At 68.5% G+C, this 14,290-nt stretch carries 14 protein-coding genes, 3 pseudogenes and 1 riboswitch; of the genes and pseudogenes, 8 read left to right on the top strand and 9 right to left on the bottom strand.

Annotation, left to right across the window (positions count from 1 at the left end; genetic code table 11):
* Positions 1 to 3 precede the first annotated feature (3 nt).
* Both WJ438_RS20630 and WJ438_RS20635 read right to left on the bottom strand, forming a co-directional pair.
* Entirely contained in the window at positions 4 to 456 is a 453-nt protein-coding gene (locus WJ438_RS20630; protein ID WP_406726568.1) for an N-acetyltransferase family protein, read from the bottom strand.
* Between the two features lie 38 nt (positions 457 to 494).
* Positions 495 to 959: a MarR family winged helix-turn-helix transcriptional regulator gene (locus WJ438_RS20635; protein WP_406726569.1), complete on the bottom strand. Its 465-nt coding sequence runs from the start codon at positions 957 to 959 to the stop codon at positions 495 to 497.
* Positions 960 to 1,101: 142 nt separating this feature from the next.
* On the opposite strand from WJ438_RS20635, the gene WJ438_RS20640 reads away from it, so the two are divergent.
* Positions 1,102 to 2,310 (top strand): MFS transporter, encoded by a 1,209-nt coding sequence (locus tag WJ438_RS20640; protein WP_406726570.1) that lies wholly within the window; start codon positions 1,102 to 1,104, stop codon positions 2,308 to 2,310.
* A gap of 133 nt (positions 2,311 to 2,443) precedes the next feature.
* Entirely contained in the window at positions 2,444 to 2,866 is a 423-nt protein-coding gene (locus tag WJ438_RS20645) for a GlcG/HbpS family heme-binding protein (RefSeq protein WP_406726571.1), read from the top strand.
* Between the two features lie 72 nt (positions 2,867 to 2,938).
* On the opposite strand, the gene WJ438_RS20650 is transcribed toward WJ438_RS20645, so the two are convergent.
* Positions 2,939 to 3,808, bottom strand: coding sequence for a GNAT family N-acetyltransferase (locus tag WJ438_RS20650; protein ID WP_406726572.1), 870 nt, complete (start codon positions 3,806 to 3,808; stop codon positions 2,939 to 2,941).
* A gap of 117 nt (positions 3,809 to 3,925) precedes the next feature.
* Here WJ438_RS20650 and WJ438_RS20655 point away from each other — a divergent pair.
* Positions 3,926 to 4,120: pseudogene (locus tag WJ438_RS20655) on the top strand (hydrolase); the annotation flags it as partial.
* 64 nt (positions 4,121 to 4,184) lie between these two features.
* Here WJ438_RS20655 and WJ438_RS20660 read toward each other — a convergent pair.
* From WJ438_RS20660 to WJ438_RS20680, 5 genes are all read right to left on the bottom strand, one after another.
* On the bottom strand, positions 4,185 to 4,667 hold the full coding sequence (locus tag WJ438_RS20660; RefSeq protein WP_406726573.1) for an NUDIX domain-containing protein: 483 nt from the start codon (positions 4,665 to 4,667) through the stop codon (positions 4,185 to 4,187).
* 87 nt (positions 4,668 to 4,754) lie between these two features.
* On the bottom strand, positions 4,755 to 5,660 hold the full coding sequence (locus tag WJ438_RS20665; protein ID WP_406726574.1) for a LysR family transcriptional regulator: 906 nt from the start codon (positions 5,658 to 5,660) through the stop codon (positions 4,755 to 4,757).
* Positions 5,661 to 5,861: 201 nt separating this feature from the next.
* Positions 5,862 to 7,055 (bottom strand): cystathionine gamma-lyase, encoded by a 1,194-nt coding sequence (locus WJ438_RS20670; protein ID WP_406726575.1) that lies wholly within the window; start codon positions 7,053 to 7,055, stop codon positions 5,862 to 5,864.
* Positions 7,052 to 7,543 carry a low molecular weight protein-tyrosine-phosphatase gene (locus tag WJ438_RS20675; RefSeq protein WP_406726576.1) on the bottom strand — a complete coding sequence of 164 codons (492 nt, stop codon included), beginning with the start codon at positions 7,541 to 7,543 and terminating at the stop codon, positions 7,052 to 7,054. Before WJ438_RS20675 ends, WJ438_RS20670 begins: the two co-directional genes overlap by 4 nt.
* Before the next feature lie 5 nt (positions 7,544 to 7,548).
* A complete protein-coding gene (locus WJ438_RS20680; RefSeq protein WP_406726577.1) occupies positions 7,549 to 7,926 on the bottom strand; it encodes a phage holin family protein in 378 nt (125 codons plus the stop codon).
* Between the two features lie 58 nt (positions 7,927 to 7,984).
* Between WJ438_RS20680 and WJ438_RS20685 the strand changes: the two are divergent.
* The 4 genes and pseudogenes from WJ438_RS20685 to WJ438_RS20700 form a co-directional block, all read left to right on the top strand.
* Positions 7,985 to 8,299: pseudogene (locus WJ438_RS20685) on the top strand (cupin domain-containing protein); the annotation flags it as partial.
* 151 nt (positions 8,300 to 8,450) lie between these two features.
* A complete protein-coding gene (locus tag WJ438_RS20690; RefSeq protein WP_406726578.1) occupies positions 8,451 to 8,663 on the top strand; it encodes a DUF5326 family protein in 213 nt (70 codons plus the stop codon).
* A gap of 302 nt (positions 8,664 to 8,965) precedes the next feature.
* A complete protein-coding gene (locus WJ438_RS20695) occupies positions 8,966 to 9,691 on the top strand; it encodes an IclR family transcriptional regulator C-terminal domain-containing protein (protein ID WP_406729751.1) in 726 nt (241 codons plus the stop codon).
* Positions 9,692 to 9,789: 98 nt separating this feature from the next.
* Positions 9,790 to 10,224 carry an SsgA family sporulation/cell division regulator gene (locus tag WJ438_RS20700; RefSeq protein ID WP_406726579.1) on the top strand — a complete coding sequence of 145 codons (435 nt, stop codon included), beginning with the start codon at positions 9,790 to 9,792 and terminating at the stop codon, positions 10,222 to 10,224.
* Between the two features lie 176 nt (positions 10,225 to 10,400).
* Here WJ438_RS20700 and WJ438_RS20705 read toward each other — a convergent pair.
* Positions 10,401 to 11,848, bottom strand: a pseudogene (locus tag WJ438_RS20705) (YibE/F family protein).
* A 381-nt stretch (positions 11,849 to 12,229) separates the two neighbouring features.
* Positions 12,230 to 12,420, top strand: a riboswitch (TPP riboswitch).
* Between WJ438_RS20705 and thiC the strand changes: the two are divergent.
* Complete coding sequence (gene thiC, locus WJ438_RS20710) at positions 12,413 to 14,227, top strand: phosphomethylpyrimidine synthase ThiC (protein ID WP_406726580.1); 1,815 nt, start codon at positions 12,413 to 12,415, stop codon at positions 14,225 to 14,227. Its footprint overlaps the riboswitch before it by 8 nt.
* Positions 14,228 to 14,290 lie beyond the last annotated feature (63 nt).

A 14,290-nucleotide genomic window follows, 5' to 3' on the forward strand; every position in this document is an offset into this window, starting at 1 on the left:
CCTTCACAGTGCGAGCTTGAAACCCACGTGGGAAGCCGAGAAGCCGAGCCGCTCGTAGAAGCGGTGGGCGTCGGTGCGGGTGTTGTCGGAGGTCAGCTGGACCAACTGGCAGCCCTGGCGGCGGGACTCGTCGATGGCCCACTCGATGAGCCGAGTCCCGAGACCGCTGCTGCGCTCGTCGGTGTGGATGCGGACGCCTTCGATGATCGACCTCGTGGAACCGCGCCGGGACAAGCCGGGGACGATCGTGAGTTGGAGCGTGCCGACGACACGGCCCTGGCGGACCGCGACGATCAGATGCTGGTTCGGATCGGCGCTGAGCCGCTCCAGAGCGGCCAGGTACGGGCGGTGGTCGTCCGGCGACTCACGCTGTGCGCCCAAGGGGTTGTTCGCAAGCATGCCGACGATCGCCGGGATGTCGTCGGTGGCTGCGGCACGTATTTCAAGATCTCCCATGGCCGCACCTTACGCAGAAACGTGCCGAGGCGGTTGCCTCATGCAGGTACCGATGTCTTCAGTGTCTTCACTGCGCGGACCAGCGGAGCCAGATCGGGGTTCTTCGCCGCAGCGTCGAGAGCTTCGCGCAGCGCGGAGTCATTGGTCGGCCGCGCCTTCTCCAGAAGCGTGAGACCGGCTTGCGTGACATTGGTGTAGATCCCGCGCCGGTCCGTGGGGCACAGGTAGCGCTCCAACAGGCCGCGGTTCTCGAGCCGGGTGACCAGGCGGGTAGTGGCGCTCTGGCTGAGTACGACCGCGTCGGCCACCTGCTTCATCTGAAGATGCCCCCCGTCGCCGTCGTGCTGTCGGCTCAGGACGTCGAGCAGGGAGTACTCCCGCACGCTCAGATCGTGCTGGGCCTGGAGAGTCCGCTCGATGTGGGCCTCGATTCTCCCGTGCAGCAGGGAGAGCGCGCACCAGCCCTGGGTGAGGGCGGTAAGTGCGGGGTCCGTGGCTGTCATGGGCGTTCCCTCCGTTCAGGAGCTGCTGAGGCCAGGGTAGAGCAAGACCGAAATAGCCCGCGCTTGCAATTAACCCGCGCGTGCAATTAGTGTCCTCGCCTGTAAAGGGCTTGTGCAATCTTTTGAAAGGTCTGTTCCCCTCATGCCTCTCGCGCTCCTGGCCCTCGCGATCGGGGCCTTCGGGATCGGAACGACGGAGTTCGTGATCATGGGTTTGCTGCCCGAGGTCGCAGGTGGCTTCGGCGTCTCCATTCCCACCGCCGGCCATCTGGTGACCGGCTACGCCCTGGGTGTCATGTTCGGTGCCCCGCTGATGACCGTTCTCGGCACCAAGGTTTCCCGCAAGCGAATGCTGATGCTGCTGATGGGCCTGTTCATCGCCGGGAACCTGCTCTCGGCTCTGGCCCCCGTCTTCGGGGTCATGCTGCTCGGGCGGGTGATCGCCTCGCTGGCCCACGGTGCCTTCTTCGGTATCGGCTCCGTGGTCGCGGCCGACCTGGTCGCCCCCGACAAGAAGGCCGGAGCCATTGCCATGATGTTCACCGGACTGACCGTCGCCAATGTCGTCGGCGTTCCCCTGGGCACTCTCGTCGGCCAGTCCGCCGGCTGGCGCGTCACGTTCGGGATTGTCGCCGCGCTCGGTGTCGTCGGTCTGGTCGGCATCGCCAAGCTCATTCCCGACCTTCCCCGGCCAGAGGGCGTACGGCTGCGTCACGAACTGGCCGCATTCAAGAACGTCCAGGTCCTAATGGCCATGGCGATGACCGTCCTGGGCTTCGGCGGTGTCTTCGCGGCCATTACCTACATCGCACCGATGATGACGCACGTCGCCGGCTTCACCGACGGATCCGTCACCTGGCTGCTGATTCTCTTCGGCCTCGGCATGGTCGGGGGCAATCTCATCGGCGGCAAGTACGCGGATCGCGCTCTGATGCCCATGCTGTACGTGTCCTTGGGCGCTCTCGCCGTCGTCCTGGCGCTCTTCACGCTGACCGCGCACCACAAGGTCCTGGCGGCCGTCACGATCGCCCTGATCGGCGGCCTGGGCTTCGCCACCGTCCCGCCCCTGCAGAAGCGGGTTCTCGATCAGGCTCACGGCGCCCCCACCCTGGCCTCGGCCGTGAACATCGGCGCCTTCAACCTCGGCAACGCCCTGGCCGCATGGCTCGGTGGTCTCGTGATCGCGGCAGGGCTCGGTTACACCGCTCCCCACTGGGTCGGCGCCGTCCTCGCGGCGGGTGCCCTGGTGCTGGCCTTCGTCTCCGCCGCTCTCGACCGCCGTGACAAGGCCTCCAGCGCCCGGAGCACAGGCTCGGCGCCCACCGAGCAGCGAACCTCAGTACCCCACTGACCTGAACGCCGGTGAGGGCCGGCCCGAGGCCGTCCTCACTCCCCTCCTCGGTCGCCGCCTGGCCTTCCTCATTACGGCCACCGACGTCACCGCTACAACCCGGCATCGTCCGTACACCAAGGAGTACTTCCTCATGAGCACCACCACCGCTGTCGCCCCGCTCACCACCGCCGACGCCGAAGCCCTGGTCACGGCCGCCCACCAGGCTGCCGAGGCCGTCGGGGTCACGGTCAGCGTGACCGTCCTGGACGCAGGAGGACATCTGCTCGCCTTCCGGCGGGACGACCGCGCCGTGCTGATCTCCGGCGAGACCAGCACCCGCAAGGCGTACACCGCGCTTCAGTTGGACGCGCCCACCGCGGACCTCGTCGACGTCGTGCAGCCAGGAGGGCTCTTCCACACCCTGCCCACCGCACTGGAACGACCGCTGCTGTTCATCGCCGGCGGTGTACCCGTCCGGCGCGGCGGCCGTCTGATCGGCGCGGTCGGCGTCGGCGGCGGTGCGCCGGAGCAGGATCACTCCTTCGCCGCGGCTGCCGTGGGCGCCCTCGTCTGACGGGCGGTTCCCACGAGGCGCACGCCGGTTCCCGAAACCTTCGGGAACCGGCGTCGTCGTCTCCGGGAGACCTCAGCCGGCCGCGACCGTCACGGGGGCGAACCTTCGGGTCCAGTCCCCGGGCATCTCCGTGATCCCGTACGTCATGACCGCGTTGAAGGCGATGGACACCAGACCGTGGTCCTTCGCCCAGGCCAGCAGCTCTCCATGCCGTACATCGATGTCCGTCCGCAGCGGCCGGTCGGTGTGGGCGGCGAGAGAGGCGAGGAGTGCCATGGCCGTAGGGGTGTCGCGAGCGATCAGCGGGCCCACGACATGGGTGTCCATATTGGGCCATGCGGCCGCGTAACCGATGATCTGGCCGTCCTCCTCGGCCACGCGCAGTTGGTCGGCGAATGAGGGCAGCCGGGTGATGATGTGCGTACGGTCCGCCCCGAACACCTCTTCGTCGAGCTGGAGGAGGGCGGGCAGGTCCGCGGCGGTGGCGGTGCGGGTGAAGGCGCCTGGCACCTCTGCCACGTCCGGGACGAAGTGCCCGCGGAGCATCTCCGCCCGGCCGGTGACCTTGAAGCCGAGCTCCTCGTAGAGAGGGAGGCCGTTTGGTGTCGCGTGCAGTGTCAGGGGCGTGGCGCCCATCGCCGAAATGACGTGGCGCATCAGGCGGCGTCCGATGCCCTGGCGGGCATGCCGTTCGGCGACCAGAACCATGCCGATGGCTCCGAGCGCGGGGGGCTCCTGAGGCCCGTACTCGGTGACGACACAGGCGGTGACCAGGCCGCCGTCGGGATCGTCGATCCCGTAGCCCTTCCCTGCGGAGAGAAGGAGTCCCCACTTGTGCTCCTCACGCGGCCACCCGCGATCCTCGGACAGGTCAGCGCAGGCCGAGAGATCGCGGAGCGTGAGACGACGGATGGGCAGAGAAGCAAGGGAAGGTGTCGACACGCAGGTCAGGTTGGCCGACAGGGGCTGTCGGTGTCCACCTGTTTCGGAATACATGCGAGAACGACGAGTTGGCCGCCGCTTCCGGCAGAGGAGGTCGGGCCCGCTGTCTCGTGGCTCATGTCGAGGCTTCATCTCTTCGATCTTGAAGGCACGTTGTTGCACGGCGCCTCCGCGCCAGTGGCGCTCTCCCGGCAACTGGGTCAGGAAGCCGGGACAGTGGTGCTCGACCGGGAGATCGCGGCGGGCCGCACAGGACCGCCGGAGTACGCGACGCAGGTGCACGCGCTCCGGGCGGGCCTCACCGCGACTCACTCCTACACGGGCAGAGACCTATGGGAAGCCTAAGAGCTGGTGCCCTCCGCGTGATGTCCGTGCGTCATCCCAGGTCGGGAGCGTGCATGGCGCGTACGCCCTCGATGTTGCCGTCCAGGTAGTGCCGTAGTGACAACGGGACGAGATGGACTGAGGCAATGCCCACGCGGGTGAACGGCACGCGGACGATCTGGTACTCGCCGGCGGGCTCGTCGACCTCCGGGCCGTGTCGCAACGACGGATCCATGGACTCCAGGCGACATACGAAGAAGTGCTGCACCTTCACACCGGTGGCGCCACCGTCCTCGCCGATGTGCTCCACCGTGTCGACGAAGCAGGGCACCACGTCGGTGATCTTGGCGCCGAGCTCCTCGTACACCTCGCGGTGCAGAGCGTCGACGACGGTCGGGTCCTCCGGCTCGACACCTCCACCGGGGGTGACCCAGTAGGGATCCACGCCGGGCTTGGTTCGCTTGATCAAGATCAGGTGGTCACCGTCCAGCAGGACGGCACGGGCGGTGCGCTTGACCACAGGTCGGACGGTCATGGAGGAAATGTGGCCCAGCTTGTTCCACGTGAAACATCGCGACACGCCACCGACCGGTTTTCCCGGATGAGCCACGCGGCCAGAGGGTCAGCACCAGTCGGTGGCTGTCTGCTGTAACCACTCATGAGCGCGCGCGACATGCGGCATTGCCAGCGTGCCGTTCCGGACCACCAGGAAGTACGTACGCAGCGGTGGCACGGCGGGCTCGTGCAGCGCGATCACCTCTCCTCGTTCGAGTGCGGCCGTACACAGATACCGGGGCAGTACGGCCAGTCCCGCGCCCGCGGCGACGCAGGCCAGCACCGCGCGTAGATCCGGAACGATGACGGTGCCCGGGGTGACAGGGCGGGAATCGAAGACGGAGGCCCAGTAGCGGGAGATGAGGGGCAGCGACTCGTGCACCTCGATCACCGGGACCTGTTCCAACGCGGATCCCCCGGTGCGGTGGAACCTGCCGGAAACGGCTTGCTGAGCCCAGCGGGGCGCGGCGACCAGGACGTGTTCCTCGTCACAGAGCGCGGTCGCCGAGAGCAGCGCGCCACGCGGCCGGACCGTGCTGATGACCAGATCATGCCGCCCCGCGGCCAGCCCTTCCAGCGTCTCCTCGGCGGTCCCGAAGGAGGCCCGTAAGGCGAAACTGTGGCCGGTCTCGCGGGTCAGCGCAGTGAGGGCGGGCACCGCCCGCTCGGAAGTGAACTCGAGAGGCCCTGCCAGGTGCAGTGTCCGCGAGGAGGAATCCTCCTCGAGTCCAGTCTCGGCGATCTCCACCAGAGCGTCGAGATGCGGTGCTGCCTTGTGGGCGAGTTCGTCCCCGATGGTCGTCGGTGTCACACCGCGGGCCTGCCGCAGGAACAAGGGCCGCCCCAACTGCCGTTCCAGGGTCCGTATCTGTGAGGTCACGGCCGGCTGGGAGAGGCCGAGCAGGGCGGCGGCGCGGGTGAAGGAGCCGGCTCGGTGCACGGTCACGAAGGTCCGCAACAAGGCCAGGTCCACAGCACACCCTCCTCTTTGTCAGCCCCGCTGCCTCCTCGGCCCAACTATAAATATGTCGATAGGTCGCTGTCGCTACAGTGATTGGACACTGACACTGAGTCAACTAGCCTTGGTCACGCGGTTCTTCGCGTGCAGAACCGAGGACGGTCCGAGCCACGAGGGGGAGGTTCGGACCGTCCGTCGTCCCGAGCAGGACGCCTGTCACCTGCCCGGACGGATCGGTCGGGCGGCCGCTTCGTCCAGTGCGCGCAGTACGTCCGTCACCAGGTCGGCCGGATCCTCGACACCGACGGAGAAACGGATGAAGCCTTCCGGAACCGCGTCCCCGCCCCAGCGACCGCGCCGCTCGGCCGTGGACCGCACGCCGCCGAAGCTCGTCGCGGCGTCCACGAGCCGCAGCGCGTCGAGGAAACGGTCCGCACTCGCGCGCGTGGGCAGTGTGAAGGACACCACGCACCCATGGCGCCGCATCTGCTGCGAGGCGATCCGGTGCGAGGGATCGTCCGGCAGCCCCGGGTAGCGCAGCCCCGTCACCTCTGGCCGTTCCCGCAGGGCCTGGGCGAGCGTCAGCGCGGTGGCGTTCTGCCGGTCGACCCGCAACTGGAGTGTGGCGATCGAGCGGTGCGCGAGCCATGCCTCCATGGGCCCGGGAATGGCACCGACGATCTTGCGCCAGCGGCGCACGGCGGTCATCGCCTCGGCGTCGCGGCCGACGACGTAGCCCAGGAGGATGTCTCCGTGACCGGTGAGCTGTTTGGTTCCGCTGGCCACGGCGAAGTCGGCACCGAGCTCCAGCGGACGCTGGCCGAGCGGTGTCGCGAGTGTGTTGTCGACGGCGACCAGCGCACCACGCGCGTGGGCCGCCTCGGCGAGCCGTCGCACGTCGCACACGTCGAGCCAAGGGTTCGACGGCGTCTCGATCCACAGCAGCCGTGCGCCGTCGAGGACGTCGAGCTGGGCGTCGCCGCCGGTCGGCGCGGTGCGTACCTCGATGCCGTACGCCTCCAACTGGGCGCGCACCAGTGGCAGCACCTGATAGCCGTCGTTCGGCAGGACGGCCACGTCCCCGGCGCTCAGCTGGGAGAAGAGCACCGAGGAGATCGCGGCCATGCCCGAGGCGAACACCAGGGTCTCGACGCCGCCCTGCCCCGGTGCCTCCAGATCCCCTATGGCACGCTCCAGCAGCGTCCAGGTCGGGTTCTCGTCCCGACCGTAGGTGTAGGGGCCGGTGGGGTCGCCGGGCAGGTGAAAGTGGGCGGCGAAGACAGGACCGGGCAAGGTCGGTTCGTGCTTGACCGGCTCGGGCAGTCCGGCCCGCACCGCGCGTGTGCCGTCACCGGGGAACGGCCCCCTCGAGTCCGTCCCGTAGCCGCCGTCCGTCGTGGAATCGTTCACGCCGGTCGTCCTTCCGTCTGCTCGCGTACCGCGCTGAGCAGCCCGGTACTCGCCGCCTCCACCATCTCAAGGCACGCGACGAAGCCGTCCGCCTCTCCGGAGTACGGGTCCGGTACGTCGGGATCGTCGCTCGCCTCGGGGTCGTACGAGCGCAGCAGGCGCACCTTGTCCGCGTCCTGCTGGGTGGGTGCCAGGCGGCGCAGTGCTGTGAGGTGGCCCGTATCGAGCGCGATGACGAGATCGAGACGGGCGAACCACGACGGGTCGAACCGCCGGGCCGTATGGCCGGCGGCGTAGCCGTTCGCCTCCAGGGCGGCCACCGTGCGGAGATCGGCGCCGTCGCCCTCGTGCCAGCCGTGGGTGCCGGCGCTGTCCACCTCGACCATGCCGTCGAGGCCGGCCTCCGCGACACGCGCGCGGAAGACCGACTCGGCCATCGGGGACCGGCAGATGTTGCCGGTGCAGACGAAACAGACGCGGTACGTCATGGTGCTCAGTCCCCTTCGGGCAGCACGACGTTGAGGGCCCAGGAGACGACCGAGATGACCAGACCGCCCAGCACGGCCGTCCAGAAGCCCTCCACATGGAAGCTCAGGTCGAACTGGTCGGCGAGCCAGGAGGTGAGCAGCAGCATCAGCGCGTTCACCACCAGCGTGAACAGCCCGAGCGTCAGGATGAGCAATGGGAGGCTCAGGAGCTGCACGATCGGCTTGACCAGAAAGTTCACCACGCCGAAGAGCAACGCGACGAGTATGAGGGTGCCGATCTCCTTGCCCGTGCTGTCACCTGTAAGGGTGATCTTGTCGATCAGCCACACCGCGACCGCGAGGGCGGCGGCGTTGGCGATCGTCTTGACTACGAAATTCTTCATGTGTCTGATCGTGGCAGACAGGACCGGACATGAGCAGTGAGGCAGGGGCGGACAGGCTATGAAGGCATTCCGGCTGGACGAACTGGAGGCCGAACGCGCCGCCAATGACGGCGCGTACCTTCAGTTCCTGCGGGAGCGGAACATGTCGGTCGGCCTGTACGCCCTGGACGCGGGTGGGCAGGATCCGCAGCAGCCGCACGGCCAGGACGAGGTGTACTTCGTCGTCAGCGGCAGGGCGGCGATCACCGTCGGCGTGGAGACCACGCAGGTGGCACGCGGCAGCGTGGTGTACGTGCCGGCGGGTGTCGCGCACAAGTTCCACCACATCAGTGAGGACCTGCGGGTCCTGGTGGTGTTCTCTCCCCCGAGAGCTGAGCGGCGGTCTCGGGGTTCCCTAGGGGACCGGTCAGGGGAGGACGAGGGATCCGAGGGCCCCGGTGGGACTCCTGGCGCCCTAGCATCGAGCGCAGGACATCATTCACGCGACCCGGCACGAGACGGGCGGAGAGGTAAGGACGAAGGCGATGCGAGAGATCTTCACGGGACTGCCGTGGTGGGTGAAGTGGATCGCGGTGCCGGTCATCGCCCTGGTCGTGTTCGGGGGGCTGATAGTGAGCGTGGTCGGCTTCGTGATCGAGCTGCTCTTCAAGGTGCTGGTGTTCGCGGCCCTGGTCGGCGGAGTCATCTACGTCGTACGGAAGTTCACGTCGAGTTCGTCGTCGCGCGGCGACTGGTGAGCCCCACGGGGAGCCGGTGAAGCGGTAACGGGCGACACCGGTTCCCTCGCGCGGGGGAAGTTTCCCGGACGGACCGTCCGTGTGCGGTGACAGACGGTTAGAGTCCGGAACGCCATGCGGGGACAATCCCCGCGAGCGGCGTACACCCCCACCCGTGTTCCCCCGCACGGGCTGCCCCCTCGCTTCGGGAGTGACCCTTGGCCACGGCTGACACCGGCACCGCACATCTGCCCGCCGTTCCCTGCCAGCCCCATGCGCGGGCAGTCTCCGAACCGGCGCCCACCGCCACCCTCATCGGATCCGTGCAGCGCGCGATGCGTCTACTGGAATCCGTCGCCGGACATGAGTACGGAGCCCCGGCCAAACAGTTGGCCCGCGAGACCGGACTGGCCCTTCCCACGACGTACCACCTGCTGCGCACCCTTGTGCACGAGGGCTATCTGCGCCGTGACAAAGGGCTGTTCTTCCTCGGCGACGCAGCCGAGCGGCTGAGGAGCAGCGGGGCCCCGCAGAAACGTCGCAGCACGGTCGTCGACGCGCTCGCGCGGTGGCGTGACGCGATCGGGGCTCCCGTGTACTACGCGGTATACCGCGAGGGTGAGGTCGACCTCGTGTGCGTCTCCGACACTCCGGGCAATCCCGCGGTCCAGGAATGGGCCGACTTCCGGGAGACCGGCCACGCGCACGCCATCGGGCAGTGCCTGCTGTCCCAGCTCGACGAGGCCGCCCGCCGCGACCACCTCGACCGCTTCCCCGTGCAGCCCGTCACGCCGTACACCGTGCGCGACGGGCACAGTCTTCTCCGGCGCCTGGACCGGACCCGGCGCATGGAACCGGTGATCGAGCGCCAGGAATACGCCTTGGGCACGGTATGCGCGGCCATCCCGATCACGGCCGGCGCCACGGCCGCGACCATTGCCCTCTCCCTGCCCGCACATCAGGCCCACCGGCTGCTCCCCGCCGCGCAGCAACTGCAGGCGGAAGTGGGCCGTCTCCTCGGGCCGTTGGCACTCTCTATCACCATCTGAAAACTCACTCCTTGTGATTCACCGTGTACGTTGAGCAAGATTCCCCTAGTGTCAGGGGTCCATTCCCGGCCGGTCCGCAGCTAATGACGGGGTAGGCGATGCGCGAGTCCGTACAGGCAGAGGTCATGATGAGCTTTCTCGTGTCGGAGGAGCTGTCCTTCCGCATCCCGGTGGAGCTTCGCTACGACACCTGTGATCCCTACGCCGTGCGGCTGACCTTCCATCTGCCCGGTGACGCGCCTGTGACCTGGGCGTTCGGCCGGGAGTTGCTGATCGACGGCGTCGGCAGGCCGTGCGGTGAGGGCGACGTGCGGGTCTCGCCGGTCGAGCCCGACGCACTGGGCGAGGTGCTGATCCGGCTTCAGGTCGGTGGCGACCACGCGTTGTTCCGTTCGTCGACGGCGCCACTCGTGGCCTTTCTCGACCGCACCGACAAGCTGGTACCGCTGGGCCAGGAGGGAGCGCTCGCCGACTTCGACGCTCATCTCGACGACGCGCTGGACCGCATCCTGGCGGAGCAGAGCGCCGGGTAAAGGGTTCCGCCACTCGGGCAGTCGGTGGCGGAACCGTTCACCGTGTTCCGCCACATCGGTGCAGGAACACTTCCGCACCGGTGGACGAGCCGCCCGGATGGGCCGGTTGCCCGGAGGCGGGGCTGCAGCCGGTCATGTGTCGGCAGCAGGATGTCCGGCGCCGCGCCGTGACGGGGTCAGCGCTTCCGGCGCCTGCCCTTCCCACCGCGCGCCGGAGCCGCCCGGACGCCCTCCCCGGGGGTCTGCGCCGCCGCGCGGTCGGCCGAGACCACCAGGGCGGCCAGAGCTGTGGTGACCGGCACCGCGGCCACCAGGCCGATCGAGCCGACCAGCGTGCGCACGATCTCCTCCGCGACCAGCTCGCTGTTGGCGACCGTCCCCAGCACCTGCTCTGCGCGATGGAGAACAGCAGCAGCAACGGCAACGCGGCGCCCGCGTAGGCGAGGACGAGGGTGTTGACCACGGACGCGATGTGGTCGCGGCCGATGCGGATGCCCGCGCGGTACAGCCCCCGCCAGCCCATCGATGGGTTGGCCTCGTGCAACTCCCAGACGGCCGATGTCTGTGTGACCGTCACATCGTCGAGCACACCGAGCGACCCGATGATGACGCCGGCCAGCAGCAGACCGCTCATGTCGATGTCGGGGTACAGGCCGTGGATCAGTCCGGTGTTGTCGTCGGTGTTGCCGGTCAGCGCGGCCCAGTCGATGAAGACCGAGCCCAGAATGCCGATCAGCAGCAACGAGACCAGAGTGCCGAGCACCGCCACGGAGGTGCGTGCCGACAGCCCGTGACAGAGATACAGGGCCTGCAGCATGATGGCGCTCGCCCCCACCACCGCCACGACCAGCGGGTTCGAGCCCTGCAGAATGGCGGGCAGGATGAAGAAGTTCAGCACGAGGAAGCTGACCGCCAGCGCGACCAGTGCCATCACACCGCGCAGCCGCCCGACGGCCACGACGGCGACCGCGAAGATGCCGGCGAGCAGGGTCATGGGGAGACGCCGGTTCACGTCGGCGACCGAGTACTGCAGATCCTTCGGAGCGGAAGGTTCGTAGGCGACCACGACCTCCTGGCCCTCGCTCAGCTGACGGGACTGGTCCGGCTGCACGATCTCGGTGAACGTGCGGCCCTGGTCCTCGCCGCTGTCGACCCGGATCGTCGCTCTCTTGCACGTGCCGTCCGCCTGCTGTTGCGCGGAGGAGCCCTCGGCTGTCGAGGTGTCGCCGGTCGGGACGCCTCCAGAGGCGTTGACGGACGAGCAACTCACCTCGACCACCTTGGTGACCGTGGCCTGCTGCGTCTCCCGGTCGAAACCGACGCCGGTGCGCTCGTGTCCCGGTGCGCCGCCCGGCCACAGCACGACGAGGCCGACCAGCACCGCTGCGGTGAACGGGATGAGGACCGCCGCGATGACCTTGCGCAGGTGCTTCGAGACGGGGGCGGCGGGGCCGTGGCTGTGACTGTGCCCGTGCGAGTGGCCGTGTCCGCCGCCGGAGTCCGGACCGTGATCGTGTCTGTTGTCGCCCGGAGGGGGGCCGCCGTGGCCACCGCCGTTCGGGCCGCGGTCGCGGTCGCCACCGCCCGGGTCCGGACCCCGGCCATGACCGCGGGCTTGTCCCACCCCCTGTCCCTGGCTCGGGTGGCCCGCGCCGGGCCCGGGAGCCCGGCCGGGATGCCCGGACCCGGGGCCTTGCGGCCCGGGATCTCCGCGGCCGGGCAGGTGGCCCTGGGGTGCCGGTGCCGCCGGTGCCTCGCCGGGGCCGCGCCCGTGTCCGAACCAGTCTCCGGAACCGGGGCCGTCTCCCTGGCCGTCTCCACGGCCCGTGCCGTCGCCGACTGCGGGCCCTCTGCCACGGCCGCCGCCGTCTCGAGCGCCGGAGCCGCGGGGTGGTTCGGGCGGTGGGTACGAGGGATGTTGCGTCGAGGTCACCGCCCGATCATCGCAAGAACAACGAGGGCCCTCTGTTCACCGCGCCAGAATGGACGCTAGCGTGGGGGCATCTTTTGTCCACGCGGGAGCTCGGAGCACCGGGCTGAGAGGGCGCTGACCTCCGTCCCAGCGGCGTTTCACATGAAACATCCCTGTTGTCCGAGTGATGTTTCACACGGAACGCCGACCGACGGAAACCGCTGCGTCGACCGCTGAACCTGTTACCGGGTAATGCCGGCGTAGGGAGTAGGTCTCATGACCAACAAGGACGCACGCACGCACGCCTCCACGCAGAGCCCGACGGAGACGTCGGAGCAGGAGGCGGCCGGGAAGTCCATCGGCTGGCACAAGGCGTACGTCGAGGGCACACGCCCCGATCTACGGGTGCCGGTACGTCAGGTGCACCTCACCAACGGCCAGTCGGTCACGCTGTACGACACATCGGGCCCGTACACCGACCCCTTGGTCGACACCGATGTGCGCAGAGGGCTGGTGCCGCTGCGGGAGAACTGGATTGCCGCGCGCGGCGACACCGAGGAGTACGCGGGCCGTCCCGTCCGTCCCGAGGACGACGGGATCAGGCACACCTCGCCGCGCGGCGGCCTGCGCAACCTCGACGCGGTGTTCCCGGGCCGGCCCCGTCAGCCCCGCCGGGGCCGCGCGGGCGGGGCGGTCACGCAGCTGGCGTACGCACGCCGCGGCGAGATCACGCCCGAGATGGAGTACGTGGCCATCCGGGAGAACGTATCGCCGGAGGTCGTCCGTGAGGAGATCGCGGCAGGCCGCGCGGTGCTGCCCGCCAACGTCAACCATCCGGAGATCGAGCCGATGATCATCGGCAAGCGGTTCCTGGTGAAGGTCAACGCCAACATCGGCAACTCCGCGGTGACCTCCTCCATCGAGGAGGAGGTGGAGAAGATGACCTGGGCGACTCGCTGGGGCGCCGACACGGTCATGGATCTGTCCACCGGCCGCAATATCCACACCACCCGGGAGTGGGTGCTGCGCAACTCCCCTGTTCCCATCGGCACCGTGCCGCTCTACCAGGCGCTGGAGAAGGTCGACGGCAGGGCCGAGGAACTGACCTGGGAGATCTACAAGGACACGGTCGTCGAGCAGGCCGAGCAGGGCGTGGACTACATGACGGTTCATGCGGGCGTACGGCTGGCGTACGTGCCGCTCACCGCCAACCGCAAGACGGGCATCGTCTCGCGCGGTGGCTCGATCATGGCGGCGTGGTGTCTGGCGCACCACAAGGAGTCGTTCCTGTACGAGAACTTCGAGGAACTCTGCGAGATCCTCGCGACGTACGACGTCACGTACTCGCTTGGCGACGGGCTCCGGCCGGGGTCGATCGCGGACGCCAACGACCAGGCCCAGTTCGCTGAGTTGCGCACACTCGGGGAACTCAACCGGACCGCGAAGCGTTTGAATGTGCAGACCATGATCGAGGGCCCGGGGCATGTCCCGATGCACAAGATCAAGGAGAACATCGACCTTCAGCAGGAGATCTGCGATGAAGCCCCGTTCTATACGCTCGGCCCGCTGACGACGGACGTCGCGCCCGCGTACGACCACATCACCTCCGGTATCGGTGCCGCCATGATCGCCTGGTGGGGCACCGCCATGCTCTGTTACGTCACGCCCAAGGAGCATCTCGGCCTGCCCGACCGTGACGACGTCAAGACCGGCGTCATCACCTACAAGATTGCCGCACATGCCGCCGACCTCGCCAAGGGACACCCGGGTGCGCAGGAGTGGGACGACGCACTGTCCGACGCGCGCTTCGAGTTCCGGTGGGAGGACCAGTTCAACCTCGCCCTCGACCCGGACACGGCAAGGGAGTTCCACGACGAGACCCTTCCGGCAGAGCCCGCCAAGACCGCGCACTTCTGCTCGATGTGCGGGCCGAAGTTCTGCTCCATGAAGATCAGCCAGAGCATCACGGAGCGGTTCGGCGGTGCCTCGCCGCAGGGTGCCTCGGCCGAGGAGATCGCCGAGGGGATGCTGCAGAAGTCGAAGGAGTTCGCGGAGGCGGGCAACCGTGTGTACCTGCCGCTGACGGACTGAACTGACTGAACGGGCGAGGGGCGGGTCGTTCGGGCCCGCCCCTCTCGCCGCTCGTGGGGACGG

It is taken from the genome of Streptomyces sp. GD-15H (assembly GCF_045291515.1).
In the GTDB taxonomy this organism is placed as follows: Bacteria; Actinomycetota; Actinomycetes; order Streptomycetales; family Streptomycetaceae; genus Streptomyces.